We start from the raw sequence: 25,575 nt of genomic DNA, 5'->3' as shown, positions 1-25,575 counted from the left end.
CCGCCCGCGGTATGCGCCGCGAGCTGTCCGCGCTGCGCCAGGACCTGGCCGGTCTGTGCCTGCCGGAGCAGCGCGCGTCGGCCGGCGACATCAGGACCGCGGTAGCCGACGCACTGGCGGACGAGCGGGAGCGCGAACTGGCCGAGGCGCGCGCCTTCTGGGCCGAGCAGGAGGCCCGCGAGACCGCGGGCGACACCCCCCTCTTCCGCGGCGGCCTCTACAGCAGCGCCGCTGACGGCGCACTGTCCGGCGGCGACTACGAGGTGCCGCCGGTGCTGCCCTTCCTGCCCCGCCAGGCCGACTTCGCCGGGCTCGACGCCGCATATGACGCCGGGTTCGAAGCCGACACGGCGGAGGCGCCCGAGGCGACACTGCCCGCGCCGGGCGTGATCCCGCACCCGTCGGGCCCCGACTACGCGCCCTCCCCGGTCGTCGCCTCGCAGGACCAGACCGCGGAGCGGCTCGCCGACCTCGCCGACGCCCGGGTGCCGCTGTCCGACGTCCGCCCGGGTCCGCTGGGCACCCTCGACGTCTACGTCTTCGCCGACGGCACCACACTGTGCATGACCCCGGGGCACCGGGAGACCGCGCTGCGGCTGTGCGACGCCCTGGACCGCGGCGACGTCCCGGTGCTGCGCGGCGGTTCCGCGATAGCCGGCGCCTACGCGCTGACCTTCGCCTTCGGCGAGGAGAGCGTCTACGTACTCGCCGACCGGGTCGTCGCCTCGCTCTGACCGACGGGGCCGCCGCCCCGCCGTGGAGCCTTGTGCCGCGCGGGAACTCCTGCCCTGCGGAGCCTCACGCCGCACGCCCGCCGCTCAGTCGACCGCCCTGGCCGCCCGTGCCACCCGCTCGCGCGCCTCGGCCAGCAGGTCGCGGTGCTCGGGCAGCCTCGCCACCGCGATCAGCTCCCGCCCGGCGAGAGCCAGTTGGTCGCCCACCACGAAAACGCCGTCGTCCGGCATGGCGTAGGGCTCGCGCCCGGGGAATTCCAGCGACTGCGCCTCGCGGTCCAGCCAGCGCGCCAGTTCCAGCCCGATGGCCGCGGCGCCCGCCTGGAGCCTGCGCTGCGGAAGGGCCCGCAGGCGCCCCGCGAGCCGCTCCACGGCGGCGCCCAGATCGGTGTGCGGGTCGGCGTTCTGATCGCTGCGCTCCGGCATGACGCGACCCTATCGGGGTACGGGAGTCAGCCTCGCACCCATATCCGCACGTCCACGATGGTTGCCATTGGCCGACCTCTCGGGCACGGTGGGGTGACCGGACCACATACCGGAGGCGCCGATGTCCCAAACGCACTTCTCCGAGGAAACCCACCGGAATCTGCTCGACCACATCCCGAGTTGCACCGGCCGCGAGGTCAACGAGTGGCTGTCGGCCCTTGCCGACGGGCCGTCGTTCTTCCGCTTCGACGAGAAGGTCAGCTGGCTCCGCTCGGAGCACGACCTCTCCTACGGCCACGCCAAGGCCATCGTCCACGAGTACGACCTGCGGCGGGCCGCGCGCAACCTGCTCTGACCCCGCCTCCCCCCACACGACGCCGAACGGGCTGCCGGGAAGCATTGCTTCCCGGCAGCCCGTTCAGCCGTCCGGTGGACCGGCTGTCGCAGCGTCAGCCGATCCGCCCCGCGGTCAGTCGCGGAGGATCGCGATCAGTCGCAGCAGTTCCAGATAGATCCACACCAGCGACAGCGTCAGTCCGAAGGCCGCCAGCCAGGACTCCTGCCGCGGAGCGCCGCCCCTGATGCCGTCCTCGACCTGCTTGAAGTCCAGGGACAGGAAGAAGGCGCCCAGCGCGATGCCGAGCAGGCAGAAGACGATGCCGAGGGGACCGGTGCGCAGCCCCAGGCCGTCGGAGCTGCCGAAGGCGGCGAAGAGCAGGTTGACCACCATCGCCAGGACGAAGCCGATGGCGACGGCCAGGCCGATCCGCTGGTAGCGGGCGGTGACGCGGATGATCCGCGCCTTGTAGGCGAGGAGCATGCCGGCGAAGATCGCCATGGTGCCGAGCACCGCCTGGACTGGGGCGCCTTGCCATGCCTCGTTGTAGGCCCGGCTGAGCACCCCGAGGAAGACGCCCTCGAAGACGGCATAGCCGAGGATCAGCGCGGGTACGGGCGTGCGCTTGAAGGACTGGATCATGGCAAGCACGAAGGCGACAAGCGCCGCGCCCACGGCGAGGCCGGTGTTGTCGGGCAGTGCGACCCAGCCGAGGACCGCGCCGACCACGACCGTGCCCAGCGTCATGCCCGTACGGGTGACGACGTCGTCGATCGTCATCCGGCCCGTCTGGGCGGGGCCCGCGGCGGGCGCCGCGTACATCTGCTCCATGCCCTCGGCGGTGAGCGGCTGGTCGTAGGGGTTGCGCGGCGCCTGCGCATAGGGGTTGCCGCCCTGCGGGATACCGCCGGGCACGCCCTGGGCGCCGCGGGCACCCTGCGCCTCGAAGCCGGCGTATTCATTCCCGCGGGTGAAGCCCCGCCGGGAGAAGACCGGGTTGCTGCTCCTCATCTCACTCCTCCATGGCCGCGTCCTGCAGCTCTGCGTCAAGGGTAATGGCTTGGCAAAAAGTCGGCCCGCCCCCGAGTAGTGATCTTCCCCGCACGCCGATCCGCACTCCCACCGTGCCGGTGGTCCCTCGCGGGCATACCGCGGCCCCGTACACGTCTGGCGCGATTCACGGTGGACGGTGGCGCCCCGGCGCGGTATCACTGAAGAGTGCAGACGAACATGCGTTCGAACATCAGGGAGCAGGCCATGCCACGCCCCGACCACACCCGCGCCCTGCACGCGGCCCTGCTGACCGCGGCCCGCGGTCTGCCCGTCATCCCGCTGTCCCGTACGAAGCTGCCCGCTGTCCGCTCCCCGCACCGCGACGAGCCGCGGTCCGCGGCGATGTGCCGCGGCGAGTGCGGCAGACCCGGGCACGGCGTCCACGACGCGACCACCGACCCGGTCCGTATCCGCGCCCTCTTCGCCGTGGCACCCTGGGCCACCGGCTACGGGGTCGCGTGCGGGCGCGGGCCGCATCACCTGATCGGCCTCGACCTCGACGTCAAGCACGGCGCCGACGGCATAGGCGCGCTGCGCACGCTGGCCGAGGCGCACCGCTTCGCCCTGCCCGACACGGTCACCGTGATCACCCCCAGCGGCGGCCGCCACCTGTGGCTCACAGCGCCGGGCCCGGTGCCCAACTCGGCCGGCAGGCTCGCCGCCGGCATCGACATACGCGGCGAGGGCGGTTACGTGGTCGGCCCGGGTTCGCGTACGGTCGCGGGCCGCTATCTGCTCGCCCCCGGGACCGCCGACCACCCGCTGGCCGCGGCCCCTGCGGCGCTGCTGCGGCTCGCCGCTCCCCCGCCGTCGCCGTACGAGCGGCAGCCCCGGCACGCGGCAGGGCCGCGCCATCCCGCCGAGAAGCGGGCCGCGGCCCTGGTGCGGTTCGTCCTGGACTCACACGAAGGAGAGCGCAACGGGCGGCTGTTCTGGGCCGCCTGCCGCGCCTACGACGCCGGCCTTGGCGACGCCCTGGCGCCCGCCCTGGTGACGGCGGCGGTGCACACCGGCCTGAGCGAGCGCGAGGCCGCCGCCACGGTGGCGTCGGCCGGACGGCTGCGTGCCGCCCCGCACCGGTGATGCGGGGCGGCTGCCGGCGGCCCGGCGTCAGGCGCCGTCAAGCGCCGTCGGACGCCGTCAGCTCAGGACGCGCTGGTGCAGGGCGGTCACCGCCTTGCGCGCCGAGCTGAACGCCCCGTGCTGCCAGGCGTCCATGTAGCTGAGCCAGTCACCGGCGAAGTAGACGTGCCCGGTGGGCTCGTTGAGCGGCTTGTACCGCACGTGGTCGGGGCCGCCCGGAGTGCTGTGCCAGGCCGCCTCCTGGTAGGGGAACTGCCGCCAGTGGTGCGAGAAGGACGTGGCCAGTTCGCTGCGGTATTTCTCGCCGTATATCTTCACGCCCGCCGCCACGGCGCGCGCCTCCCGGTCCTTGGGGCTGAGCGCGGCGTAGGAGTCCGCGTGTGAACCGGTGTTGTAGTAGCCGATCATCACACCGCGCTCGCCGTGGAAGCCGTACGACGGGTGCCAGATGTGGGTGACGTCGAGGTCGGTCTCGGTGATGCCGCCGTAGATCCGGTGGTCGGTCTCCCACCAGCGGGAGCGGTATTCCAGGCCGATCTTGCCTGCCGAGGAGGGCGTGATGGCCGTCAGTGCGGTCTGCACGTCCTGGCCGAGGTTGTGCGGGACCTTGGCGAGGATGTTCGGCGGCATGGCCGCCACGCAGTAGTCGGCGTCGACGACCCTCGTCCGGCCGCCCTGGGTGTAGGTCACGCTGACGCCGTGCGCCTTGTCGGTGATCTGGGTGACGGCGCAGCCGGTGCGCACCTTGTGCTTCCCGATCGCCCCGGCCAGCGCGTGCGGTATACGGTCCATGCCGCCGACCGGCTGGAACATCAGCATGGCCTGGTCGAATTCGAACTCGAAGGCGAAATAGCGACCGACTCCCGAGGCGAAGATCTCGGACGCGCCGGGCACATCGCCGTTCACCACGCCCGGAGTGCCGGCGGCGGCCGGCCACACGGAATAGCCGCGGCGCGAACTGCCGGTGTAGTCGAGCGTATTGCCGAGGTCTCCGTAGTCCTTGAGGAATTCCATCAGGCGTTCCCGGTCGGCCGCGGTGAGCGCCTGGTCGAGAGCGCCCTGGTCGGAGGCCTTGGCCAGGAGTTCGGTCACATAGCCGAAGACGTCGGCCTTGGCCGCGCGGTAGCGCATCGGCGCGGTCATGCCGGCCGACTCGTTGTAGAGGTAGGTGTCCGCGTTGACGTTGGTGAAGACCTCGATGGGCACGCCGAGTTCACGGCAGTAGTCGAGGGTGATCATCCACTGGGCGATGCGCGCGGGGCCGGCGTTCATGTACTGGCCGTCGGAGAAGCGCGCGGTCTGGTGGTTGCCGTACAGGTCGGTGGTGCTGTCGCCGCCCCTGACGGTGAAGTTGCGGCCGCCCGGCCGGTCGCGCGCCTCCAGGATCGTGCAGTCATAGCCCGCCTTGCCGAGTTCGTAGGCGGTGGTCAGGCCCGCTATGCCGCCGCCGAGGACGACCACCTTGGCGGCGGCCCTCCCGGTGAGGTGGAAGTCGCCCCGGCGCGGGGCGCGGAAGGCCGCCTCGCGGGACGCCGCCGCCTCGGCGGTGGGGGTGAGGCCGAGCGCCCCCATGGTGGCGAGCATCGCGCCCGCCCCGCCTGTCGCGCCGACGGCACGCAGGAAGGCACGTCGATTGAACTGGGTCATCTGTCATGTCCCCTTTCACTACTGGCGCAGGGGACTTTCGCAGCGCGGCGTTACACGTGATCGTTCGGCATATGACGCGGATGTAAGGGGAAGCTCCCCCCGGTGCCCACTACAGGCCTTCGGCAACCCGCCCGCGGGGCCGTGCGGCCGGCCGTGAACGGCCGACCGTGGCATGCCGGAGCACGGGCGCCACAGGACGCCGTGCGGTACGCGCGGTGCATATGGTGCGGGAAAGCCGGTACTGCCACGGTGTGCCCGCGTCACCCGGCGTTCGGGGGCGTTTCGCGCCCTTCCCGCCCTTCTCACGGACCAACACCCTGGGGTGAGGTGCCCGGAGCCGGACTTGAACCGGCACGCCCACGACGGGGCAGCGAGGTTTAAGCTCGCCGTGTCTGCGTTCCACCATCCGGGCCGGCGGGGCGCAGGGAAAAGCGTATCGGGGACGGCGGATCCGAACAGGGCGCCTCAGTTGTCATGTTGTCTTATTTTAGGGGTTACTGACAGCGCATCAGTCGTCCTACAGGACAAGTCAGGCTGTCCAGGCCGTCAACACCGCGTCCACAGTTGCCCCACGCAAGTGACGTGAAATCGCTCCCCCAACTACCACAAACGCGCCAACACAGCCCTCACGGTGGCGCGTCCAGGCCACGCGCCGGCTCCCGGGCCTGTCCGGCACTAGGACAGCCAGCCGCCGCGGGTAGGGGGCATGCCCGACGTGCCGTCCGCGTCCGTGCGGACCGCGAGCACCTGGTTGACGCCGATCCGGTTGCGCTCGAAGGACAGCGCGGACGCCGCCATGTACAGCCGCCAGACCCTGGCCCTGCCGACGGTGGTCGCGCGCGCGGCCGCGGCCCAGTGCGCCTCCAGGTTGGCCACCCACGCGCGCAGGGTGCGCGCGTAGTGCTCGCGCAGCGCCTCCACGTCCCGCACCTCGAAGCCCGCCTCCTCCAGCCGGGCGACGGTCGAGCCGACCGGCGCGAGTTCGCCGTCGGGGAAGACGTAGCGGTCGATGAAGTCGTCGATGCGGTACGCCTCCTCGTCGCGCATGGGCCGCCGGGCGATCTGGTGGTTGAGCAGGCGTCCACCGGGCCGCAGCAGGCCGTACAGCGTGCGCGCGTACTCCAGGTACTGCTCGCTGCCGACGTGCTCGGCCATGCCGATGGACGAGATCGCGTCGTATGGGCCGTCGGCGACGTCGCGGTAGTCCTGCACCCGGATGTCGATCCGGCCGGTCAGCCCGGCCTCCGCGACGCGTTTGCGGGCGTAGGCCGCCTGCTCCACCGACAGGGTGATGCCGGTGGCGTGGACGCCGTAGTGCTCGGCCGCGTGCAGCACCATCGAGCCCCAGCCGCAGCCGACGTCCAGCAGCCGCTGCCCCTCGCGCAGGCTCAGCTTGCGGCAGACCAGGTCGAGCTTGGCATATTGCGCGGCCTCAAGGGTGGTGTCCTTTTCCGGCCACACAGCGCACGAATAGACCATGCTCGGGCCGAGCAGCAGCGCGTAGAAGTCGTTGCCGACGTCGTAGTGGTGGGCGATGGCCGCCTTGTCGCGGCGCTTGGTGTGGGCGATGCCGGAGCGTCGGCGGACCTCCTCGGGCGGCGGCGCGGGCGGCAGTCCCGGGCCGGCCAGCACCAGCGCCTCGCGGACCAGGCGGTAGCTGCCGGGGTCGCGCGCCAGGTCCGCGAGGCGCCGGGCGGTCCGCAGGGTGCCGCCGGCCGCCGGGTCGGGCTCGGCGCGCTCCCACAGCAGCCCGGACAGCTGGTCGAGGGCCTCGTAGAGGTCGCCGGACACCGTGAGGTCGCCGGACACCCAGCCGCGGACCAGGCCCAGCTCGCCGGGCCGCCACAGCAGCCGGCGCAGGGCGCGGCGCCGGCGCAGGACCAGGACGGGTGCGCCGGGCGGCCCGGCCTCACTGCCGTCCCAGGCCCGCACGCGCAGCGGGAACGGTCTGGAGAGGGCGTGTTCGGCGAGTTCGAAGATGCGATGAGCCGCGTCAGCCATGCTTCTGAGCCTACGACTGAAAACCGCCGTTGACCCGTAAATCTACATAGCGGATACACGCACTTCGCCCGGACGGCGGTTGCCGCCGGGTGCGGGGACGCCGTAAGGGCGCCCGCACCACGGATGGCGGGCGCCCTTACGGCGTCGTGCACGGTGCGGCCTGCGCCGCGTGGCGCGTCAGGCCGCGCCGGCCTTCTCGGTCTCGACGGCCTTCGGCTGCTGGACCACCGCGGGAGCCGGGGCCGGGCGGGCGGCCTCGTAGAACTCCTCGCGGGGGTTCTCGATGGCGCCGAGCGAGACGACCTCGCGCTTGAGGAACATCCCCAGGGTCCAGTCGGCGAAGACCCGGATCTTGCGGTTCCAGGTCGGCACCGCCAGGCCGTGGTAGCCGCGGTGCATGTACCAGGCCAGCCGGCCCTTGACCTTGATCCTGGCCTTGCCGACCACGATCATCGCCACGCCCTTGTGCAGTCCGAGCCCGGCGACCGCGCCCTTGTTGGCGTGCTTGTACTGCTGCTGCGGGAAGCCGCGCAGCCCGGAGATCACGTTGTCGCCGAGCACCTTGGCCTGGCGCAGCGCGTGCTGGGCGTTCGGCGGGCACCAGGCGCCCTCGCCCGCGGCGAGGTCGGGGATCTGGGCGTTGTCGCCGGCGGCCCAGATGTAGTCGGTGCCGCGCACCTGGAGCGTCGGGGCGGTGTCCACGTGGCCGCGCGGGCCGAGCGGCAGGCCGAACTTCGCCAGCGCCGGGTTCGGCTTCACGCCCGCCGTCCACACGATGGTGGAGGCGTCGACCTCAAGGCCGTTGGCGAGCACCACGTGCTTGTCCACGCAGGACTTCATCGAGGTGTTGAGGTAGACCTCGATACCGCGCTCCTGGAGGTGCTCCAGGCCCCACTTGCCCAGCTGCGGCCCGACCTCGGGAAGGATCTTGTCGGCCGCGTCGACCAGGATGAAGCGCATGTCCTCGCGCTTCACGTTCGGGTAGTACTTGGCCGCGTCGCGCGCCATGTCCTCGACCTCGCCGATGGTCTCGGCGCCCGCGAAGCCGCCGCCGACGAAGACGAAGGTCAGCGCCCTGCGGCGGATGTCCTCGTCGGTCGTGGAGTCGGCCTTGTCCAGCTGCTCGAGCACGTGGTTGCGCAGGCCGATCGCCTCCTCGACACCCTTCATGCCGATGCCGTTCTCGGCGAGGCCGGGGATCGGGAAGGTCCGGGAGACCGCGCCGAGCGCCATCACCAGGTAGTCGAAGGGAAGCTGGTAGGACTCGCCGACCAGCGGCTCGACCGTGGCGACCTTGCGGTCCTGGTCGATGTCGACGACCCGCCCGGTCAGCACTTCGGCCCCGGGCAGCACGCGCCGCAGCGGGACGACGACGTGACGCGGGGAGATGCTGCCTGCTGCCGTCTCGGGAAGGAAGGGCTGGTACGTCATGTACGAGCGCGGGTCGACGACCGTGACGGTCGCCTCGCCGTACCGCATCTTCTTCATGATGCGACGCGCCGCGTACAGGCCGACGTAACCGCCGCCTACTACGAGGATCCGTGGACGCTCCGTGGTGCTCATGCGTCGAGTATCCAGCACCCGCAGGGGGGTACCTCGTGAGCCCCTTCACAAGGGTCTGGACACCCTGTGCTACCCTGCGCGGTTTCTCGACCAGGCACAACGTGACCCGCACCCCTCACCATGCGCCCGACAACCTTGCACCTGGCGCTGATCAGCGCGGATCGTGCGGCGTCCAGCGGTCGACGGGGTCCTCGTCACACCAGAGAAACACACTGCGGCCAAGGATTGTGGGGGTCCCACGGGCTCACACCTTGGAAAATTGGGCCGCAGATCGGGAACTTCATGTGAAGAGTTTCACAAAGCTTTTTCCGCGGACCCGTCCGCCGCGGCGAAAGCGATGCCGTCGAGGATGTCGTGCTCGCTCACGACGACCTCCTCCGCGCCCGTGAACTCCATGATCCGCAGCAGCACCAGAGCGCCCGCGCCGATCACGTCGACCCGGCCCTCGTGCATGACCGGGATGGCCGCGCGCTCCTCACGGGTGGCCGCGAGCAGCCGCTCGGTGACGGCTCTGACCTGGGCGAGGCTGATCCTGGCGTGGTGGATCGCCAGCGGGTCGTACGCGGTCAGCTCCAGCGCGACGGCCGCGACCGTGGTGACCGAGCCGGCCAGGCCGACGAGCGTACGGGCGCGGTCCATCGCCACGGTTCGGGACGCCTCGGCAAGGGCCGCGTCGATGTCGGCGGTCATCGCGGCGACGATCTCGGGCGTCGGCGGGTCCACCGGCCCGTCTTCGCGCACGATGTGACGCTCCGTCATCCTGACGCAGCCGACGTCGACCGACCGCGCCGCCGTCACCGTGTCGGAGCCGAGCACGAACTCGGTCGAACCCCCGCCGATGTCGACCACCAGATACGGCGTCAGCAGGCCGTGTTCCCCGGTGAGTTCACGGGTGGCGCCGCTGAAGGACAGCGCCGCCTCCTGGTCGCCGGTGATGACCGCCGGCTCGACGCCCAGCAGGTCCACCACGCCCCGGACGAAGTCGTCGCGATTCTCCGCGTCGCGCGACGCGGACGTGGCCACGAAGCGGGTGCGGGACGCCGGGACGCCGTACTGCCTGATCACCTCGGCGTATTCGCGGCAGGCGGCGAAGGTGCGCTCCAGCGCCTCCGGCGCCAGCCGGCCGGTGCGGTCCACGCCCTGGCCGAGCCGGACGATCCGCATCCGCCGGTCCAGGTCCTTCAGTTCACCGGTCGCCGGGTCCACGTCCGCGACCAGCAGCCGGATGGAGTTGGTGCCGCAGTCGACGGCGGCGACGCGGGTCGTCATGAGGTCTCCTCGCTCGGGCCGGTCGCACCGGCGGGATCGGCGGAGTCGGCCGCGTCGGAGCCCGCCGCCTCCTGCTGCAACGGGACGCACGGCCCCTTCGCCCACCAGTCGGGCAGCATCGCCAGCGCCTCGTCGCCCAGCGGGTTGACACCGGGACCGGCGGCCAGGGAGTGGCCGACCAGCACGTGCAGGCACTTCACCCGGTCGGGCATGCCGCCCGCGCTGGGGAAGCCGTCGAGCACCTCGATGGCGTCGCGGCGGGCGATGTAGTCCTCGTGGGCGGCGCGGTAGGCCGCGGCCAGCTCCGGGTCCTCGGCCAGGCGCGCGGTCATGGCCTTCATCACCCCGTCCGCCTCCAGCGTGCCGATCGCGGAGGCGGCCCGCGGACACGTCAGGTAGTACAGCGTCGGGAAGGGCGTGCCGTCCTCCAGCCGGGGCTGGGTCTCGACCACGTCGGGGTTGCCGCACGGACAGCGGTGCGCGACCGCGCGCAGGCCCCGCGGCGGACGGCCGAGCTGCGCCCTGACGGCGGCGGCCTCCGCGGGGGTGGCGGGGACGGGACTGTGCTGGGAGGAGTTCATGTGCCGTTCTGTGTCTCTTGGCCGTCTGTGGGGGTCGGTGCGCGGGCTGCGCGGCCGCCGGGGTCCGCGGGAGGCGTCAGTGCCGTGGCGGTGCCGCCGCGTCGGCATGGTCCACGCCGTCCCACAGGTTCGCGTACCAGGGGCGGTGGGCGGCCGCGTCTGCCTGGCCGCCGCTGTCACCCGGGCTGCCGGCGCTCTTGTGCCGGGTGCCCGAGGTGCCGGCGGTGGGCGCGGGATTCGCCACGGAGTAGCCGTTCTCACCCGGCATCACATAATGCAGCTGCTTGCGGGCCTGGGTGCGGACGTACTCCGGGTCCTGCCAGCGGGCCTTCTGCTCGCGCAGTTCCTCGACCTTCTGCTTCGCCTGCTGCGCCTCGCGGCGCTGGTCGGCGATGTCGGAGCGCTGCGCGATGTACTGCCGCATCGGATAGGCGAGGGCGACCACCAGGGCGCACAGCACCAGGGCGAGCAGCGCCGCCCGTCCGGTGAGCCTGTTGCGGCGGGCCGGGCGCCGGGCCGCGGCGGCACGGTAGACCCGCGCGTGCGCCTCCTGCCCGATGGCCTTGAGCCGGGCCGCGGTGGAGAACCGTTCGGACCCCACGCCGTCGCTCCCCTCGTGCGTCCTGCGGGACGCACGTACGCCCCGCGGAACCGAACATACTGCCCCGCCCTCCCGTACGCCGGTACGTCCCCGCCCACGGTGCGGAACCGGGTGCGGGGACGTACGGACGCTGAGGGCGTTCGCCCGCGGTGTCAGCCCTTGAAGCGCGGGAAGGCGCTGCGGCCGGCGTAGACCGCCGCGTCGTCGAGAATCTCCTCGATGCGCAGCAGCTGGTTGTACTTGGCGACGCGCTCGGAGCGGGCCGGGGCGCCGGTCTTGATCTGGCCGCAGTTGGTGGCGACGGCCAGGTCGGCGATGGTGACGTCCTCGGTCTCGCCGGAGCGGTGCGACATCATGCACTTGTAGCCGCTGCGCTGGGCCAGCTCGACCGCGTCCAGGGTCTCGGTCAGCGAGCCGATCTGGTTGACCTTCACCAGCAGCGCGTTGGCCGTGGCATTGTCGATGCCCTTCTGCAGGCGCTCCGGGTTGGTGACGAACAGGTCGTCGCCGACGATCTGCACCTTGGCGCCGAGCTTGTCGGTCAGCACCTTCCAGCCGGCCCAGTCGTCCTCGAACAGCGGGTCCTCGATGGAGACCAGCGGGTAGGCGGCGACCAGCTCCTCGTAGTACTCGGTCATCTCGGCGGCCGACTTCTCGCCGCCCTCGAACTGGTACTTGCCGTCCTTGTAGAACTCGGAGGCGGCCACGTCCAGGGCGAGCGCGATGTCCTGGCCGGGGGTGTAGCCGGCCTGCTTGATCGCTTCGATGATCAGGTCGAGCGCGTCGCGGTTGGAGCCGAGATTCGGCGCGAAACCGCCCTCGTCGCCCAGACCCGTGGACAGGCCGCGGGTCTTGAGCACGCCCTTGAGGGTGTGGTAGACCTCGGCGCCCCAGCGCAGCGCCTCGGAGAAGGACTCCGCGCCGATCGGCGCGATCATGAACTCCTGGATGTCGACGTTGGAGTCCGCGTGCGACCCGCCGTTGAGGATGTTCATCATGGGGACCGGCAGCACATGGGCGTTCGGTCCGCCGAGGTAGCGGAACAGCGGGAGGTCGGAGGCCTCGGAGGCGGCGTGCGCGACCGCCAGCGACACGCCGAGGATGGCGTTGGCGCCGAGCGAGGACTTGTCAGGGGTGGCGTCCAGGTCGAACATCGCCTGGTCGATCAGCCGCTGCTCAGTGGCGTCGTAGCCGACCAGCTCGGGGCCGATCTGCTCGATGACCGCGAGGACGGCCTTCTCGACTCCCTTGCCCTGGTAGCGGTTCTTGTCGCCGTCGCGGAGTTCGAGGGCCTCGAAAGCGCCGGTGGAAGCGCCGGACGGCACTGCAGCGCGGCCCGTGCTGCCGTCATCGAGGCCGACCTCGACCTCGACGGTGGGGTTGCCTCGCGAGTCGAGGATTTCCCGGGCTACGACGACGTCGATGGACGGCACGTTGTCTCCTTCAGATGATGTCTTCTCGTCTTTTCCGGGACGAGCCTAACCGCCTCACACCCCCGCGCCGGTTCCCGGCCCGGCCCCTGAGACGGAAAACCGGCCGGGCACGCGGCGCCCGGGGGCAAGCCGCGTAGCCGGCCGGTTCGGTGAGGTTCCGCCGGGCGGTCAGCCGAGGTGCAGGTGCTGGCCCGGGTAGATCAGGTTGGCGTCCTTGACGCTGTCCTTGTTGAGCTGGAAGAGCTTGTGCCAGCCGCCGGACACGTGGTGGCTCTTGGCGATGGCGGACAGGGTGTCGCCGGAGACGACGGTGTAGTCGCCCTTGCGGCCCGTGTGCCGCTGCCAGTCAGAGGCGGTGTGCTTGGCGGGCTTGGCGGCGGGCTTGGCCGGGGTGCTCTTCGCCGGGGTGGTGGTCTTGGCGGGCGTGGAGGTGCTCGCCGAGGAGGAGCCGCCGGGGTTGATGTCGGGCGACGGGCCGCCCGCGGTCAGGCCGCCGGCCGAGGCGCAGGACCAGGCGCCGGGGCCCTGGATGGCGAGCAGCTTCTCGGCGACCGCGATCTGCTGGTCCTTGGTGGCCAGGTCGGCGCGGGAGGCGTACTGCAGGCCGCCGGCCGCTTCCCAGCTGGACTGCGAGAACTGCAGGCCGCCGTAGTAGCCGTTGCCGGTGTTGATCGACCAGTTGCCACCGGACTCGCACTGGGCGACGGCGTCCCAGGTGGCCACGGAAGCGGCCGAGGAGGACGTGGCGCCGATCAGCGGTATGGCGATGGCGGTACCGGCAACACCGGCGAATGTGGCGAATCGGACCATCTTTGAGGCGCGACGGTGCTTACCCATGTGTGTGTCCCTCACCGACGCCTACGAGGTCAGCTGTCGGGTTCGGACGTGAGTTGCCCGGCCGGCACCGCGAAAGGGGACGCGGATGCCCGGCTTCACCCCGAGCCGGACCGGTGGCGTACACCTGGCAGCGGTGTGCTGTTCGCTGCGCGGCGCAATGCCTCTGATCCGGCGGAAGACCGTGGGTCCCCCGCTCCTGCCTGCGGCGCTTTCGCGTCGACTGTTCCCGTCGGGCGCGGCGGCAGGACTCGGCGTTCCGCTCCGGCGGGGCCCGCTGTGGCGAGCGGTTAGACGTTAAGCACAGCGACCCCCGTTGAACAAACACTCGCGTTTCGGGCGCCAACTGCCGTCCGGGATTCGGGGAGTGGAAGAACCCGCAGGTCGGACGGCCGGATTTCAGCAGGGAGCGAGCAGCCGGTCACAGCCCCGGCGAGAGCCTTGTCACACCGCCGCGCGGCACGTAAATACCGTACGTCCGTTTTGTCGACAGGCTTGCGCGACACGGTCGTTCGACTCTCCGGCGGCCGGGGCTCAACCCAGATCGAGAATCTGTCCGGGTTTGATGAGGTTTGGATTGTCGCCGATCACGTGCTGATTGGCGTCGTAGAGCCGGGTCCAGCCACCCGCGACATCATGATCGGCCGCGATCCCGGACAGGGAGTCGCCCGCGTCGACCTTGTACGTGCTCGGATCCGTATCGGCCTTCGTGTCCGTATTGCCGCTGTTGCCAGGCCTGTTGGCATCCAGGGTGTTCGCGGTGACCGCGGTGGTTTCGGTACGGGTCGCCCGGTCGGCCGCAGCCAGCTCCTCGTCGGAGGGGCTGTAGGGGCGCGCGTGGCGGCCGCTGCCCTCCGTGGGGGTGCCGGGGGCCGCGGGGGCCGTCGAGGCGGCGGGAGGGGCGCTCCGAGTGGGCGTGCCGGCGGTGGCGGGGGGCGGCGTCATCGTGCCCGTGCCGGGGTCGGTCGGCGTGGCGACGGTCGACGGCACGGTGGTCGGCGAGCTGGGGACGGCGGGAGTGGCGGGCGTCACCGGAGTCGTCGGGGAGGCCGTGGGCGCACCGGCGTCCGTGGGCGCGCTCGGGGTGGTCGGCGTCGCCGGAGCCGTCGAGGCAGTCGGCGCCGGCGTGACGGTGGTGGGCACGGTGGCGCCCGGGTCGACGTCCGGCTTCCGGGTGTCCCAGAGCAGCCCCGTGCCCTTGTCGCAGCCGGGCCAGGCGTCGGGGCCGAGGTCGGCCAGGATGTTCTCGGCCACGGTTATCTGCTGCGCCCTGGTGGCCATGTCGGGCCGTGGGGCGTAGGCCGTGCCGCCGTACTGGCTCCAGGTGTCCTGGGTGATGGCGAGGCCGCCGTAGAAGCCGTTGTGCGTGTCGGCGCTCCACATGCCGCCGGTCTCGCACATCGCGACCCTGTCCCAGGTGCCGGCGTCCGCGGCGTGCGCGGCACCCGCGCCCGCCCCCAGCAGGGGCAGCGCGAGTCCGGCGCCGGTCGCCGCGACCGTCACCATGGCCGCGGGGGCCTGGCGGGGGCGTCGGTGCCTGCCGTTCCCTGACGAGAGCATGCGGTCGCCTTTCTTCACAGCCTTACGCGCCCGGCGCGGCCGCCGTCACCGGCATCTGCCGCGCACCGTGGGGTCCGGCGCGTCCCGCGGGCCGTACGTGCCCCGCGTTGACCGCAGAACGTAGCGGTGTTGGCCAGTGGATCACAAGTCGATGTAGCGCGCATCACGTCGGGGTCACGTTGGTGACGCACGGTCAGTTCGCTTGCGCCACTTCGGGCGTGAAGGCCACCGGCAGTGTCCGCAGCCCCCGCATGATCAGGCCGCCGCGCCACCGCAGATCGCCGGGATCGGCGGCGAGCCGCAGGTCCGGCAGCCGGGTGAGCAGCGTCGCCAGCGCGGTCCTCGCCTCCAGACGGGCCAGCGGCGCACCGAGGCAGTAGTGGATGCCGTGTCCGTAGCCCAGATGCGGATTGTCCGCCCGCGCGAGGTTCACGGAGTCCGGCGCGGAGAAACGCACGGGATCGCGGTCGGCCGCGGCCAGGACCACAAGGACCGGGTCCCCGGCCGCGACCGGCTGACCGCCCACGGTCACCGCGGTGGTCGCGTAGCGCCAGGTCGCCAATTCCACCGGGCCGTCATGGCGCAGCAGTTCCTCGACGGCCGTCTCCAGCAGGGCCGTCTCGCCGCCGGCGAGGGACGCCTGCAAGTCGGCGCGCGGGCCCGGGTGCGTCAACAGGGTGTGCATCCCGTTGCCGATCAGGTTGACCGTCGTCTCGAAGCCGGCGAAGAGCAGGATGAAGGCCATCGCCGCGGCCTCGTTCTCCGTCAGGTGCTCGCCGTGGTCGCTCGCCCTGATCAGGCCGGAGATCAGGTCGTCGGGCGCCTCGCCGTCCGCGCCGCCGCCCGCGGCCAACTCGGCGCGCTTACGGTGGATCAGCTCGACCAGATACGCGCGCATCCGCTTGACCGAGCGCGCCACGCCGCCGCGCGGGCCGCCGCCGTGCCGGATCATCATCCCGGCCCAGTCCCTGAAGTCGTCCTGGTCCTCGGCCGGCACCCCCAGCAGGTCGCAGATCGCGTAGATGGGCAGCGGAAAGGCGAACTCGTGGATCAGGTCCGCCTCGCCGCGGGCCGCGAAGCCGTCGACGAAACGGTCCGTCAGCTGCTGCACCCGCACCCCGAAGCCGGCCACCCGGCGGGGGGTGAAGGCCTTCGACACCAGGCGGCGCAGCCTGGTGTGGTCCGGCGGGTCGATGTTGAGCAGATGCGTCATCAGGTCCGCGCTTCGCTCGCCCGGGATACCGGTCTTGCCGCGCGCTCCCGGCGACTCCGCGTGATGCACCGGGTTCTTGCTCAGCCGCGGGTCCGCCAGCGCCTCACGGGCGTCCGCGTACCGCGTGACCAGCCAGGCCTCGACTCCGCTCGGCAGCGTCGTACGGTGCACCGGGGAGTGCTCGCGCAGCCAGGCGTACGCCGGGTAGGGGTCGGTGGCGAATTCCCAGGTGAACAGCTCGGGCATGGCGGCGGGGTCGGTCATCCCCCGACCGTACGTGAACCGGCCTACCGCTCCGGCTCGTCCTCCCCGGCCGCCGCTCTCCCGCCGCCGCCACCGGTCCCGGCGCCCGCCTCCGCCTCGCGCAAGGCCGCGCGATAGCGGCGTGCCGCGTGCCGCAGCGCCGCTTCCGGGTCGATGCCGGCCGCCTGGGCCGCGGCGGCCTCGGCCAGCAGGTGGTCGCCGAGGGCGGCCTCGTCGTCGTAGAGCGGGGCCCGCGGGGCGACCGGCAGCGGCAGGCCCGCCCCTCTCGCGCGGCCGGCGAGCTTGGCGGCCAGCGCCAGCGCCGGGGAGGCCGGCGGGACGCCGTCGGTGACCGAGTCGCGGGCCTTCTCGACGCCCTTGAGCCGTATCCAGTTGGCCTGCACCTGCTCGGGAGTCTCGGCCACCTCGTCGCCGAAGATGTGCGGGTGCCGGTGGACCAGCTTGGCGACCAGGCCCGCGGCCACGTCGTCGATCCCGAACGGCTCGTCCGGGTCGCCCTCGGCGATCGCCGCGTGGAAGGCCACCTGGAGCAGGACGTCGCCCAACTCCTCGCGCACCGCCTCCCGGTCTCCCTCCTCGATCGCCTCGACCAGCTCGTACATCTCCTCGATGCCGTATGTGGCCAGGTCCTGGTGGGTGCGCAGGCTGCTCCACGGGCACTCGGCCCTGATCCGGTCCATCACCTGCACCAGGTCGAGCAGCCGCGCGCCCGGCAGGTCGTACGACCCGGGCAGCAGCTCCAGGTCGGGCATCGCGACCCGCCCTGAGCCGCCGAGCCTGGCCAGCTCGTCGGTGACGGCCCGGTCGCCCTCGCCGCCGCCCGCGGGCAGGTAGACGACCGTACGGCCGCCCGCTGTCGCCTCGGCCAGCTCCCGGCCGGTGGGCGCCGCCACCTCCACGCCCACGCCCGCCTCACGCAGGAACGGCAGCTGAGGGTGGTCGGGGTCCGCGCACAGCACCCGGTCGGCGTCGCGCAGCGTCTGCCACGCGGGCCAGGACAGCTGGCCGGGCGCGACCCGGTGGCTGGTGGTGAGCAGGATCAGCCGGCCGGGGCCGCCCGCGGTGTCGTCGACGTCGTTCACACCTCGAACGTACCGCGACGGTCGGACAACGGCGTCACGCCGCCGGCGCCGCCTCGCTCGGCGTCCTGGTGACCACCCACGGGTCGGTGGCGTCGCCGATGATGGCCTTCTTCGAGTCCCAGGCGCCGTAGCGCGGGTTGATCTTCACACCCAGGTGGTCCGCGGTCTTGGCGATGGCGTCGACGACCGCCGTCTGCCCGCCGTCACTGCCCGGCTGGAAGCCCAGGCTCACGATCAGCTTGCCGACCAGCGCGTTCGTACGGAAGAAGCTGTCGGCGCCGGACGGCACGATGTCGTACTGCTGGAGGAGCGCCGCGTCCAGCGCCTGCTCGTTCCCGCCGAACTGCTGCAGCGCGGCCGCGTGCTGCTGCTGCACCTCGTCGTCGCTGACCGTCACCCCGGCGTCGGAGGCGGCCCGCTCGATGACGGTGTTCTGCACCAGCATGCTCAGCGTCTGGGAGGACAGCTTGCCGCCCGCCGAGATCAGCTGGTCCGCCTGCGGGGAGGCGGCCTGCGCCGCCCGCACCTGGTTGACCTTGCTCTCCAGCGTGGACACGGTGATCCGCTGGTCGCCGACCACCGCCGCGGCACCTGGCTGCGCCGGCCCCGACCCGCACGCGGTGAGGGCGGGCGATGCCAGCAGCAGCGCGGCTGCGGCGATCGAGACGGCGGTGCGGCGGCGGACCATGGGTGCCTCCCGGCAGGGAACAAGCCTCGCGATGCTGATGTGATGATCGAGCACGAGGATATTGATCCTTGGCCGCCGATATCCAGCACTACGCCCAACAGGATCCCCACAGCTGCCGCGGGAAGCCCCGCCGGAGCCGCCGGCGGCCGGGCCGGGGAGGCGCCGGGGCAGCGGATCAGCCGGTCGGCAGCGGCTCGTCGGGGCAGCCGTTGAGGACCTTGCGCATGGCGTCGCGCTCCGCGGAGGTCACCCATACGCCGTACTTCTTCTTCACCGCCACCTGCCGGGCCACATAGGCGCAGCGGTATGCGGTGTTCGGCGGCAGCCAGGTCGCGGTGTCGCCGTCGCTCTTGCGGCGGTTGGTGGACGAGTCGACCGCCAGCAGGTTGAGCGGGTCGTTGGCGAAATCCCGCCGCTTGTCGTCCGTCCACTGCGCGGCGCCTTTCTGCCAGGCGTCGGACAGGGCGACGGCGTGGTCGATGTCGACCTTGCTCGCACCACGGGTGTAGGTGATCCGCTTGCCGGTGTAGGGGTCGGCCAGGGTGCCCCCGGTCACGATGCACTTCTTGGCCCCGTCGCGGAACGACGTCTGGCGCAGATCGCGTTTGAGTATGTCGTCGCGTGTGTCGCAGTGGTTGTGGTCGGTGTCGGCCCATGCCGGGCCGAACCGGTCCCGCGAATAACCGGTCTTGGGCGCCCGGCCCTTGACCGTCAGCCCGCCGACCGCTGCCAGTGCGCTGCCCTTGCCGCCGCCGTGGCCGCTCGGGGCGCCCGCGCCGGGCGGGTTGGCGCTGCTGGTGCCCGCGCCGACCGTCGGGTCCTTGCAGCCCGCCAGGGTGCCGCCCAGGGCGAGCGCGAGGGCCGCCGTGCAGACCAGGGTGCGGGCGGTCCCGGTGTTCTTGTACGCCGTCTGCGCCATCTGCGCCTCTCAAAGATCGTCCGGGAGCCCCGGGGCCGGGTCGGGTGTCGGCGGACCGGCCCGCCGGGGCGGCGGGCCGGTCCGAAGAGCGGAAGAACAGTTCGTCAACTGCCTTCCCCCATCGGCGGAGAGTACGGCTCCCGCGGTGCCACTCGTGCCGCGGGCTGCGACGAGCGGACCGCTGTCGGCGTGCCGCGGCCGGCACCGGCCGTCGTCATCGCCAAGCTGGCAACACCCCTAATCGGGGCGAAACGGTCAAGCCGTGGAGTGCGGCGGGGCGGCCGACGCGAAGGAGGAGCCGCACATGGACGGCGACAGGGACAGTGCGGAGGCCGTACTGCCGGCCCAGGAGTCCGGGGCGCGGGACATTGCCGCGCCCGCGCCTGTGCGCCGGACCGCGCCGGTCGCGGCGGCACGCCCGCTGCGGCTGCCGGCCCGTCTCGACCCGTGGCTGCTCGCCACGGGCTTCCTCGCCCTCTACTCGGCACTGTCCCTGTCGCGCTACCGCCGCATGGAGACGATGTCCTGGGACCTGGGCATCTTCGAGCAGGCCGTACGCGGCTACGCCCGTCTGCACGCCCCCGTCGCCGATCTCAAGGGGCCGGGCTTCAACGAACTCGGCGACCACTTCAGCCCGATCACCGCACTGATCGCGCCCCTCTACCGGCTCTTCCCGACCCCGGTGACCCTGCTGGTGGCGCAGGCGCTGCTCTTCGCGCTCTCCGTCGTGCCCGTCACGCGCACCGCGGGCCGCCTGCTGGGCCGCGGGCGCGGGTTGGCGCTGGGGGCCGCGTACGGGCTGTCCTGGGGTGTGCAGCGGGCGGTCGACTTCGACTTCCACGAGATCGCCTTCGCCGTACCGCTGCTCGCCTTCTCCCTGGCGGCCGTGCTGCGGCGGCGCTGGCGCACCGCCATGGGCTGGGCGGTGCCGCTGGTGCTGGTCAAGGAGGACATGGGCGCAGCGGTCGCGATGATCGGCGCGGTGGTGTGGCTGCGGGCCGGCCGCGAGACGATGCGCGGCCCGAAGGGCGGTGGCGCCGTGCGCACCTGGGCGCTGAGCCTCGCCGCCTTCGGGGCCGTCGCCTCGGCGTGGGAGGTCAGCTGGCTCATCCCGGCCTTCCACGGCGCCGGCTACGACGCGCTGACCCACATCAACGGCGACGGCACGCTCACCTCCCACGTCCCGCCCATCACCGCGCTGCGCACATTGCTGTGGATCCTGCTGCCGGCCGGCGGACTGCTCGCCCTGCGCTCACCGCTGCTGCTGGTCGTGCTGCCGACACTCGGGTGGCGCTTCCTGTCGTACTACCCGGAGAACTGGGGCACCGCATGGCACTACAACGCCGTGCTCATGCCGGTGGTCTTCCTCGCCGCGGTGGACCGCGCCGCAGCGATCGGCGCCGCCGGGCCCGGCCGCTGGACGCCGCCGTGGCTACGCTCGTCCGTCCGCGCGCTGCCCGCGGTGATGCTGGGCGCCGCGCTCGCCCTGAGCGCCCAACTGCCGGTGGCCGGACTGACCCACCGGGCCGCCTACCAGGTCGACGGCCCCACCAGGGCGGCCAAGCGGGCGCTCGCCGAGATCCCGAACGGGGCCACCGTGGAGGCGAACGTCGGCCCGCTCAGCCGCCTGGTGCGGCGCACCACCGTCTACTGGGTCGGCCAGACCGGCAGCCTGGCACCGGACTACCTGGCCTTCGAGAACCGCTCGGGCTGGCTGCAGGACCCGGTCGGCTACGCCCTCCAACTGCATCCGCGGGCCCGCTACTCGCTCGTCGCCGACGCCGGCGGCTATGTGGTGCTGCGCCGCGAGTGACCGGCGCTCTGCCCGCGCCCCGCCCCCCTCGGACCGGACCCACGCCTTGGACCGGACCGGACCTAGCCCTGGACCTGGCCGAGCCAGGCCAGCGTCCTGCGGATCTCGGCGGGGAAGGGGTGGTGCGGGCCGTGCACGCGGCCCGCGTCGTAGAGGAGCCGGGTGAGGACGTCGCGGGCGGCGGCCCGGTCGCCGACGGACAGCAGCAGGTGGGCGGTCCTGCGGCGGATGTCCAGCGGCGTGCCGGGGCTGGTGGCGGCGTACCGCTCGAAGTACGGGAGCAGCACCCGGTATTCGGCCAGCGCGGCCCTGGGGTCGCCGAGGTGCTCCAGGCACTGCGCAGCCTCGTAGCGGAACTGCAGCGCCTGGCGGTCGGCGCCGCCGTACTGCGAGGCGAATTCGTCCGACAGCCGCCGCAGTTCGGGCAGCGCCCGGCGATATTGCCCGTCCTCCATCAGCGTCGCCGCATACTGCTTGCGCAGGGCGCGCAGGACCGGTGAGTGCTCGCCGTGCTTGTCCGCGGCGGCCGGGATGATGCCGCCGAGCAGGTCGACGGCCTGGGTGATCCGGCCCGCGTCGAGCAGCCGCTTGACCTCGTCGACGGCCATCGCCAGGTCGGCGCCCTTCGGCGCGTGTGCCGGCCGCGGGGGCGGCGGTGCGGGCACGGCGGGGGCCGGTGCCGCGACCTGGTCGGGCCAGGGCGCCTGGGGCCGCAGGAAGGGCCGCGTCGGGTCGAGCGGGCCCGGCGGCCGGTGCGCGGAACCCGGCGGCGGCAGCAGCGCGGCCAGTTCGCGGTAGACGTCCTGGGCGCCGGCGGGCCGGTGCTGCGGGTCCTTGGCGAGCAGCCGCAGCACCAGCGACTCCAGCGGCTCGGGCACTTCGGGACGCAGCTGGCGCAGCGGCACGGGCGCCTCGTACAGGTGCCGGTGCAGCACCCCGAGCGCCGTGGTGCCCGCGAACGGGACATTGCCGCTGAGCAGTTCGTGCAGCAGCACCCCGAGCGCGTACAGGTCGGTGCGCGGCCCGACCGCGCCGCCCATCGCCTGCTCAGGCGCCATGTAGGCCGGGCTGCCGATCGGCGAACCGGTGTGCGTCAGCCGGGTCGTGTCGGTGTCCATCACCGACGCCACTCCCAGGTCGAGCACGGTGAGCGTGCCGTCCGGCCGGATCATCACATTGCGCGGCTTGAGGTCGCGGTGGACTATCGGCACCGCGTGGACCGCCGACAGCACGGCACACAGCTGCGCGGCCACCGCCACGGCCCACGGCCACGGGTACGGCTCGTGCTCGGCGAGATGGTCGCCGAGGTCGGCGCCCTCCACGTACTGCATCACCAGATACAGCTCGTCGCCGTCCGCCCCCGCGTCATGGACCGTCACCAGACCCGGGTGGTCGACCTGGGCGGTGACCCGGCACTCCCGGTCGAACCGGCGGCGCAGCTCGTCGGCGTCCGCGCCGCCGGCGACCTTGTCGGGCCGCAGCAGCTTCACCGCGACCCGACGATCCAGCCGCCGGTCGTAGGCGGTCCACACCTGGCCCATACCGCCCTGGCCGATGACGGTGGCCAGTTCGTACCGGCCGGCGATGAGCCGACCGATCACCGGCCTTCCTCCTTGCGCAGGTAGTCACTCAACTCGTCCAGCTCGGCCCGCACCTGGTCGATCCGCGGCGCCGGCGGCTGCGCGGGCGCTGGGGTCTGCGAGGGCATGGGCGTCTGGCTCGGCCTCGGGGTCTGGTTCGGCATCGGCGTGGACTGGGCTATGCCGCCGTGCACCGGACCCGTGTGCACCGGCCCGGGCATCGGGCCGTACCCGGTCGCGTACGGATTCGGCGGATAGCCGGTGGGCACCGCGTAGCCGGCCGGCCGGGTGTGCCCGCGCCTGATGTCCATGACGAGGAAATAGGCGGGGGTGCCGAACATGCACACCAGCACGGTGAGCGTGCCCGCGTTGGACTGCCAGCTGTCGGTGTTGTCGTCGGCCAGCCCGACCAGGAGATAGCCGACGATGATCGCGACGATGTCGAACACCATCAGCGCCCAGTCCAGCGGGTTCCGCCGCACGATCGCCAGCCGCAGCAGCGAGCCCCAGGCGAGGAAGCCGATCGACAGCACCGGCAGCGCGGTGAAGAGCACGCGCAGCCAGATCGCCGCCGCCTGACTGGAGGGGCGGGGCTGCGGCGGGGCGATGCCGGGGCCGTACATCTGGTGCTCCTGGTCGTCGAAGCGGATGACTAGTCGAGAGCGTATCGGCCACAACAGACAGGCGGCGCCGCTTCGTCGACGGCCTGTGGACAACTATCCGGGCCGCACCGTCCCATCGGTCAGCCCGTCGTAGAGGCCCTGGACGAGCTGGTCGCCGAGCTGGGTCGCCTGGCGCAGCGTCTCCTCGAAGGCCGCCAGGGTGCGGAAGCGCTCGCCGTACCGCCGCTGGTCGGCCAGCGGCAGCCGCGGCACCTGGAGGCGGCGCACGTCGAGCCGGGTGGACGTCGAAGCGAAGCTGCTGGCCTGGCGGTTGTTGGCGGTGCCGCGCAGGAATCCGGCCAGGAACCACGGGTCGAGGGCGGTGGCGTCCGGGCGGAGCAGATACACGTTGCGTCCCAGGGCGGCGCCGGCCGAGGCACCGTCCACCACCCGGGCCACCGCGCCGCCGCCGAGGACCGGCACCACCACGTCGCCCTCCTCGACGAGCGCCGGCTCCTCGGCGGAGCCGTCCGGCCGGCCCGGCGGGAGCAGGCCCGTCGGACCGCTGCCGACGACCACGTCGTGCTCGGTCAGCACGGCATGGGCGGCAGCCGAGCCGTCCGCGCGGGCGGTGCCTCCGCCGCCTGCCCGCATCAGCAGGGCGCCGGCCCGGGCCAGTTCGCCGACGGTGGTGGTCGGCCAGCGGGCGGGCTCACCGGCCGCCGGAGGGGCGGGGGCTATTTCCGCGGTGCGCCGCAGGGTCATCGCCAGCCGGTCCCGCACGGATTCCAGCGCGGCCGCGCCGCCTTCCGCGGTGGGCGGCGGCAGATGCCGTGCGGGCGTCACGTCCACGTCGTCGTCGAGCAGTTCGATGACGGGGAGCGTGCGGTTGACCCCGGGGCGGTCGGGCACCGATCCGTACCGGTCGAAGGCCGTCCAGGCGTCGAGGACCGCGGCACTGACGGCGTACCAGGGCGCCTTCTCCGCACCGTGTCCCGGTATTCCGGCCGCGTCGAACACCAGCAGCTCCCCGGCGGGCCGCCGTTCGGGCTCCGGTTTGCGCAGCACCCACAGGTGGAGCGGCAGTCCGTGTGGCGGCGCGGCTCCGGCGGGCAGCGCCACGACCGCGCGCAGCGCACCGCGGCGCAGCAGGTCGGCACGGACCCGGCGGCCGGAACGGCGGGACGCGGCGGCGGGCGGCATGAGCATCACGACGGTGCCGCCGTCACGCACGTGGGCCAGCGAGTGCTGCAGCCAGGCCAGCTCCGATTCGGTGCGCGCCGGGAAGCCGTACTCCCAGCGCGGGTCGTAACCCAGCTCGTCGTGCCCCCAGTTGCGGTCGTTGAACGGCGGGTGGCAGAGCACGGTGTCGACGGCCAGCTCGCGGTAGGCGTCGTCCCGCAGGCTGTCTCCCGATCTGACCCGGACGCCGACGGCCGGGTCGGTGGACATCGCGAGCCGCAGCGCGGTGAGCGAGGCGAGCTCGGGGTCGATCTCCTGCGCGTGCACGGACTCGGTGGGAGACGAGGCGCGCAGCAGGGCCCCGCTGCCGCAGGCGGGGTCGAGCACCTGGCCGGGGCCTTCGCCGGCGAGCGCGGCCATCAGCTCGGCGGGGCCCTGCGGCGTGAGGGTGAACTGTCTCGGGTTGGCGTCCAGATAGCGGCCGAACAGGAACTCGTAGGTCTGCGCCGGGCCGGTGTCCTCGGCGAACCTCGCGGTCGTGCGCAGCAGCGGCACGGCGTCGTCGAGGCTGTCGGGCAGCCGCACGGGGTGCTCGGGGCCGAATCGCGCGGCCAGGGCCGACTCCATCTCGGCCGGCAGCCGGGCGGCGAGCTCGTCGTCTGTCGCGGCGGTGTAGCTGACGGAGATGGCGGGGTCGCCCTGGATGATCATCAACAGGGATCCCGCGATGCGCAGGGCGGCGGGCACCCCGTCGGGATGGCTGTCGGCCCGCTGCCAGAGGCGCTCGTGCAGCGGCACCGAGGGGAGCTTGCCCTGCTCGCGGAGCCAGCGCTCGACGGCGGACAGCTCGTAGGTGGGACTGGTGTCGGACCCGCCGACGGGCCTGGGGAAGTCGTCGTGGCGTCGGCGCCAGTTGCTGACGGCGGCCCTTCCGACACCGGCCAGCCTGGCGATTCCCGCCGCTGTCACCTCACTCGCGTGCTCGGGCACGGTCCTCTCCTTCCCCCGGTTCGTCCGCGATCTCTGTGTTCGTGTTGGCGAGCATACCCAGCGACCGTGGGCGGACCCCTTCACGACGTGAACATCACTCATTCGAGTTTTGCTGTTGAC

21 protein-coding genes, 1 tRNA gene, 2 pseudogenes and 1 riboswitch are annotated in these 25,575 nt (G+C 72.5%); of the genes and pseudogenes, 4 read left to right on the top strand and 20 right to left on the bottom strand.

Annotated elements, in window-relative coordinates:
- The first annotated feature begins 11 nt into the window (after positions 1–11).
- Positions 12–734 (top strand): hypothetical protein, encoded by a 723-nt coding sequence (locus OG900_25950; protein WUH95925.1) that lies wholly within the window; start codon positions 12–14, stop codon positions 732–734.
- Positions 735–818: 84 nt separating this feature from the next.
- On the opposite strand, the gene OG900_25945 is transcribed toward OG900_25950, so the two are convergent.
- Positions 819–1,160, bottom strand: a complete 342-nt coding sequence (locus tag OG900_25945; protein WUH93217.1) for a hypothetical protein — start codon at positions 1,158–1,160, stop codon at positions 819–821.
- Positions 1,161–1,281: 121 nt separating this feature from the next.
- Here OG900_25945 and OG900_25940 point away from each other — a divergent pair, with 121 nt between their 5' ends.
- Positions 1,282–1,515 (top strand): DUF4287 domain-containing protein, encoded by a 234-nt coding sequence (locus tag OG900_25940; GenBank protein ID WUH93216.1) that lies wholly within the window; start codon positions 1,282–1,284, stop codon positions 1,513–1,515.
- Between the two features lie 114 nt (positions 1,516–1,629).
- Here OG900_25940 and OG900_25935 read toward each other — a convergent pair whose 3' ends face one another.
- Entirely contained in the window at positions 1,630–2,508 is an 879-nt protein-coding gene (locus OG900_25935; protein ID WUH93215.1) for a Bax inhibitor-1/YccA family protein, read from the bottom strand.
- A 246-nt stretch (positions 2,509–2,754) separates the two neighbouring features.
- Here OG900_25935 and OG900_25930 point away from each other — a divergent pair, with 246 nt between their 5' ends.
- On the top strand, positions 2,755–3,633 hold the full coding sequence (locus tag OG900_25930; GenBank protein ID WUH93214.1) for a bifunctional DNA primase/polymerase: 879 nt from the start codon (positions 2,755–2,757) through the stop codon (positions 3,631–3,633).
- 57 nt (positions 3,634–3,690) lie between these two features.
- Here the strand turns inward: OG900_25930 and OG900_25925 are convergent, their stop codons facing one another.
- From OG900_25925 to OG900_25855, 15 genes and pseudogenes are all read right to left on the bottom strand, one after another.
- Entirely contained in the window at positions 3,691–5,217 is a 1,527-nt protein-coding gene (locus tag OG900_25925) for an FAD-dependent oxidoreductase (protein ID WUH95924.1), read from the bottom strand.
- A 391-nt stretch (positions 5,218–5,608) separates the two neighbouring features.
- Positions 5,609–5,692, bottom strand: a tRNA-Leu gene (locus OG900_25920).
- A gap of 263 nt (positions 5,693–5,955) precedes the next feature.
- Positions 5,956–7,281 carry a cyclopropane-fatty-acyl-phospholipid synthase family protein gene (locus tag OG900_25915; protein ID WUH93213.1) on the bottom strand — a complete coding sequence of 442 codons (1,326 nt, stop codon included), beginning with the start codon at positions 7,279–7,281 and terminating at the stop codon, positions 5,956–5,958.
- Positions 7,282–7,458: 177 nt separating this feature from the next.
- Positions 7,459–8,844, bottom strand: coding sequence for an NAD(P)/FAD-dependent oxidoreductase (locus OG900_25910; protein ID WUH93212.1), 1,386 nt, complete (start codon positions 8,842–8,844; stop codon positions 7,459–7,461).
- A gap of 294 nt (positions 8,845–9,138) precedes the next feature.
- Positions 9,139–10,113 carry a Ppx/GppA family phosphatase gene (locus tag OG900_25905; GenBank protein ID WUH93211.1) on the bottom strand — a complete coding sequence of 325 codons (975 nt, stop codon included), beginning with the start codon at positions 10,111–10,113 and terminating at the stop codon, positions 9,139–9,141.
- Positions 10,110–10,694, bottom strand: coding sequence for a DUF501 domain-containing protein (locus tag OG900_25900; GenBank protein WUH93210.1), 585 nt, complete (start codon positions 10,692–10,694; stop codon positions 10,110–10,112). Before OG900_25900 ends, OG900_25905 begins: the two co-directional genes overlap by 4 nt.
- 76 nt (positions 10,695–10,770) lie before the next feature.
- Positions 10,771–11,295 (bottom strand): septum formation initiator family protein, encoded by a 525-nt coding sequence (locus OG900_25895; protein WUH93209.1) that lies wholly within the window; start codon positions 11,293–11,295, stop codon positions 10,771–10,773.
- 152 nt (positions 11,296–11,447) lie between these two features.
- The gene (gene eno, locus OG900_25890; protein ID WUH93208.1) at positions 11,448–12,728 is read right to left on the bottom strand and encodes a phosphopyruvate hydratase; all 1,281 of its coding nucleotides are present in this window, start codon (positions 12,726–12,728) and stop codon (positions 11,448–11,450) included.
- A 168-nt stretch (positions 12,729–12,896) separates the two neighbouring features.
- Entirely contained in the window at positions 12,897–13,565 is a 669-nt protein-coding gene (locus tag OG900_25885) for a transglycosylase family protein (protein WUH93207.1), read from the bottom strand.
- Positions 13,566–13,568: 3 nt separating this feature from the next.
- Positions 13,569–13,783, bottom strand: a riboswitch (cyclic di-AMP (ydaO/yuaA leader).
- Positions 13,784–14,102: 319 nt separating this feature from the next.
- Positions 14,103–14,507, bottom strand: a pseudogene (locus OG900_25880) (LysM peptidoglycan-binding domain-containing protein).
- Positions 14,508–14,777: 270 nt separating this feature from the next.
- Positions 14,778–15,068 (bottom strand): annotated as a pseudogene (locus OG900_25875) (transglycosylase family protein).
- Positions 15,069–15,315: 247 nt separating this feature from the next.
- Positions 15,316–16,599: a cytochrome P450 gene (locus tag OG900_25870; protein ID WUH93206.1), complete on the bottom strand. Its 1,284-nt coding sequence runs from the start codon at positions 16,597–16,599 to the stop codon at positions 15,316–15,318.
- 23 nt (positions 16,600–16,622) lie between these two features.
- Complete coding sequence (locus OG900_25865) at positions 16,623–17,681, bottom strand: nucleoside triphosphate pyrophosphohydrolase (GenBank protein WUH93205.1); 1,059 nt, start codon at positions 17,679–17,681, stop codon at positions 16,623–16,625.
- A 34-nt stretch (positions 17,682–17,715) separates the two neighbouring features.
- The gene (locus tag OG900_25860) at positions 17,716–18,369 is read right to left on the bottom strand and encodes a SurA N-terminal domain-containing protein (protein ID WUH93204.1); all 654 of its coding nucleotides are present in this window, start codon (positions 18,367–18,369) and stop codon (positions 17,716–17,718) included.
- Positions 18,370–18,544: 175 nt separating this feature from the next.
- Entirely contained in the window at positions 18,545–19,288 is a 744-nt protein-coding gene (locus OG900_25855) for an HNH endonuclease family protein (protein WUH93203.1), read from the bottom strand.
- Between the two features lie 304 nt (positions 19,289–19,592).
- On the opposite strand from OG900_25855, the gene OG900_25850 reads away from it, so the two are divergent.
- Positions 19,593–21,101: a DUF2079 domain-containing protein gene (locus OG900_25850; protein ID WUH93202.1), complete on the top strand. Its 1,509-nt coding sequence runs from the start codon at positions 19,593–19,595 to the stop codon at positions 21,099–21,101.
- A 62-nt stretch (positions 21,102–21,163) separates the two neighbouring features.
- On the opposite strand, the gene OG900_25845 is transcribed toward OG900_25850, so the two are convergent.
- The 3 genes from OG900_25845 to OG900_25835 form a co-directional block, all read right to left on the bottom strand.
- Positions 21,164–22,702: a serine/threonine protein kinase gene (locus OG900_25845; GenBank protein WUH93201.1), complete on the bottom strand. Its 1,539-nt coding sequence runs from the start codon at positions 22,700–22,702 to the stop codon at positions 21,164–21,166.
- Positions 22,699–23,304 (bottom strand): hypothetical protein, encoded by a 606-nt coding sequence (locus OG900_25840; protein WUH93200.1) that lies wholly within the window; start codon positions 23,302–23,304, stop codon positions 22,699–22,701. Before OG900_25840 ends, OG900_25845 begins: the two co-directional genes overlap by 4 nt.
- A gap of 93 nt (positions 23,305–23,397) precedes the next feature.
- Positions 23,398–25,455, bottom strand: coding sequence for an N-6 DNA methylase (locus tag OG900_25835; GenBank protein ID WUH93199.1), 2,058 nt, complete (start codon positions 25,453–25,455; stop codon positions 23,398–23,400).
- Positions 25,456–25,575: the final 120 nt, after the last annotated feature.

This window comes from Streptomyces sp. NBC_00433, from assembly GCA_036015235.1.
GTDB lineage: Bacteria > Actinomycetota > Actinomycetes > Streptomycetales > Streptomycetaceae > Actinacidiphila.
This window is presented reverse-complemented; position numbering and strand designations above follow the sequence as displayed.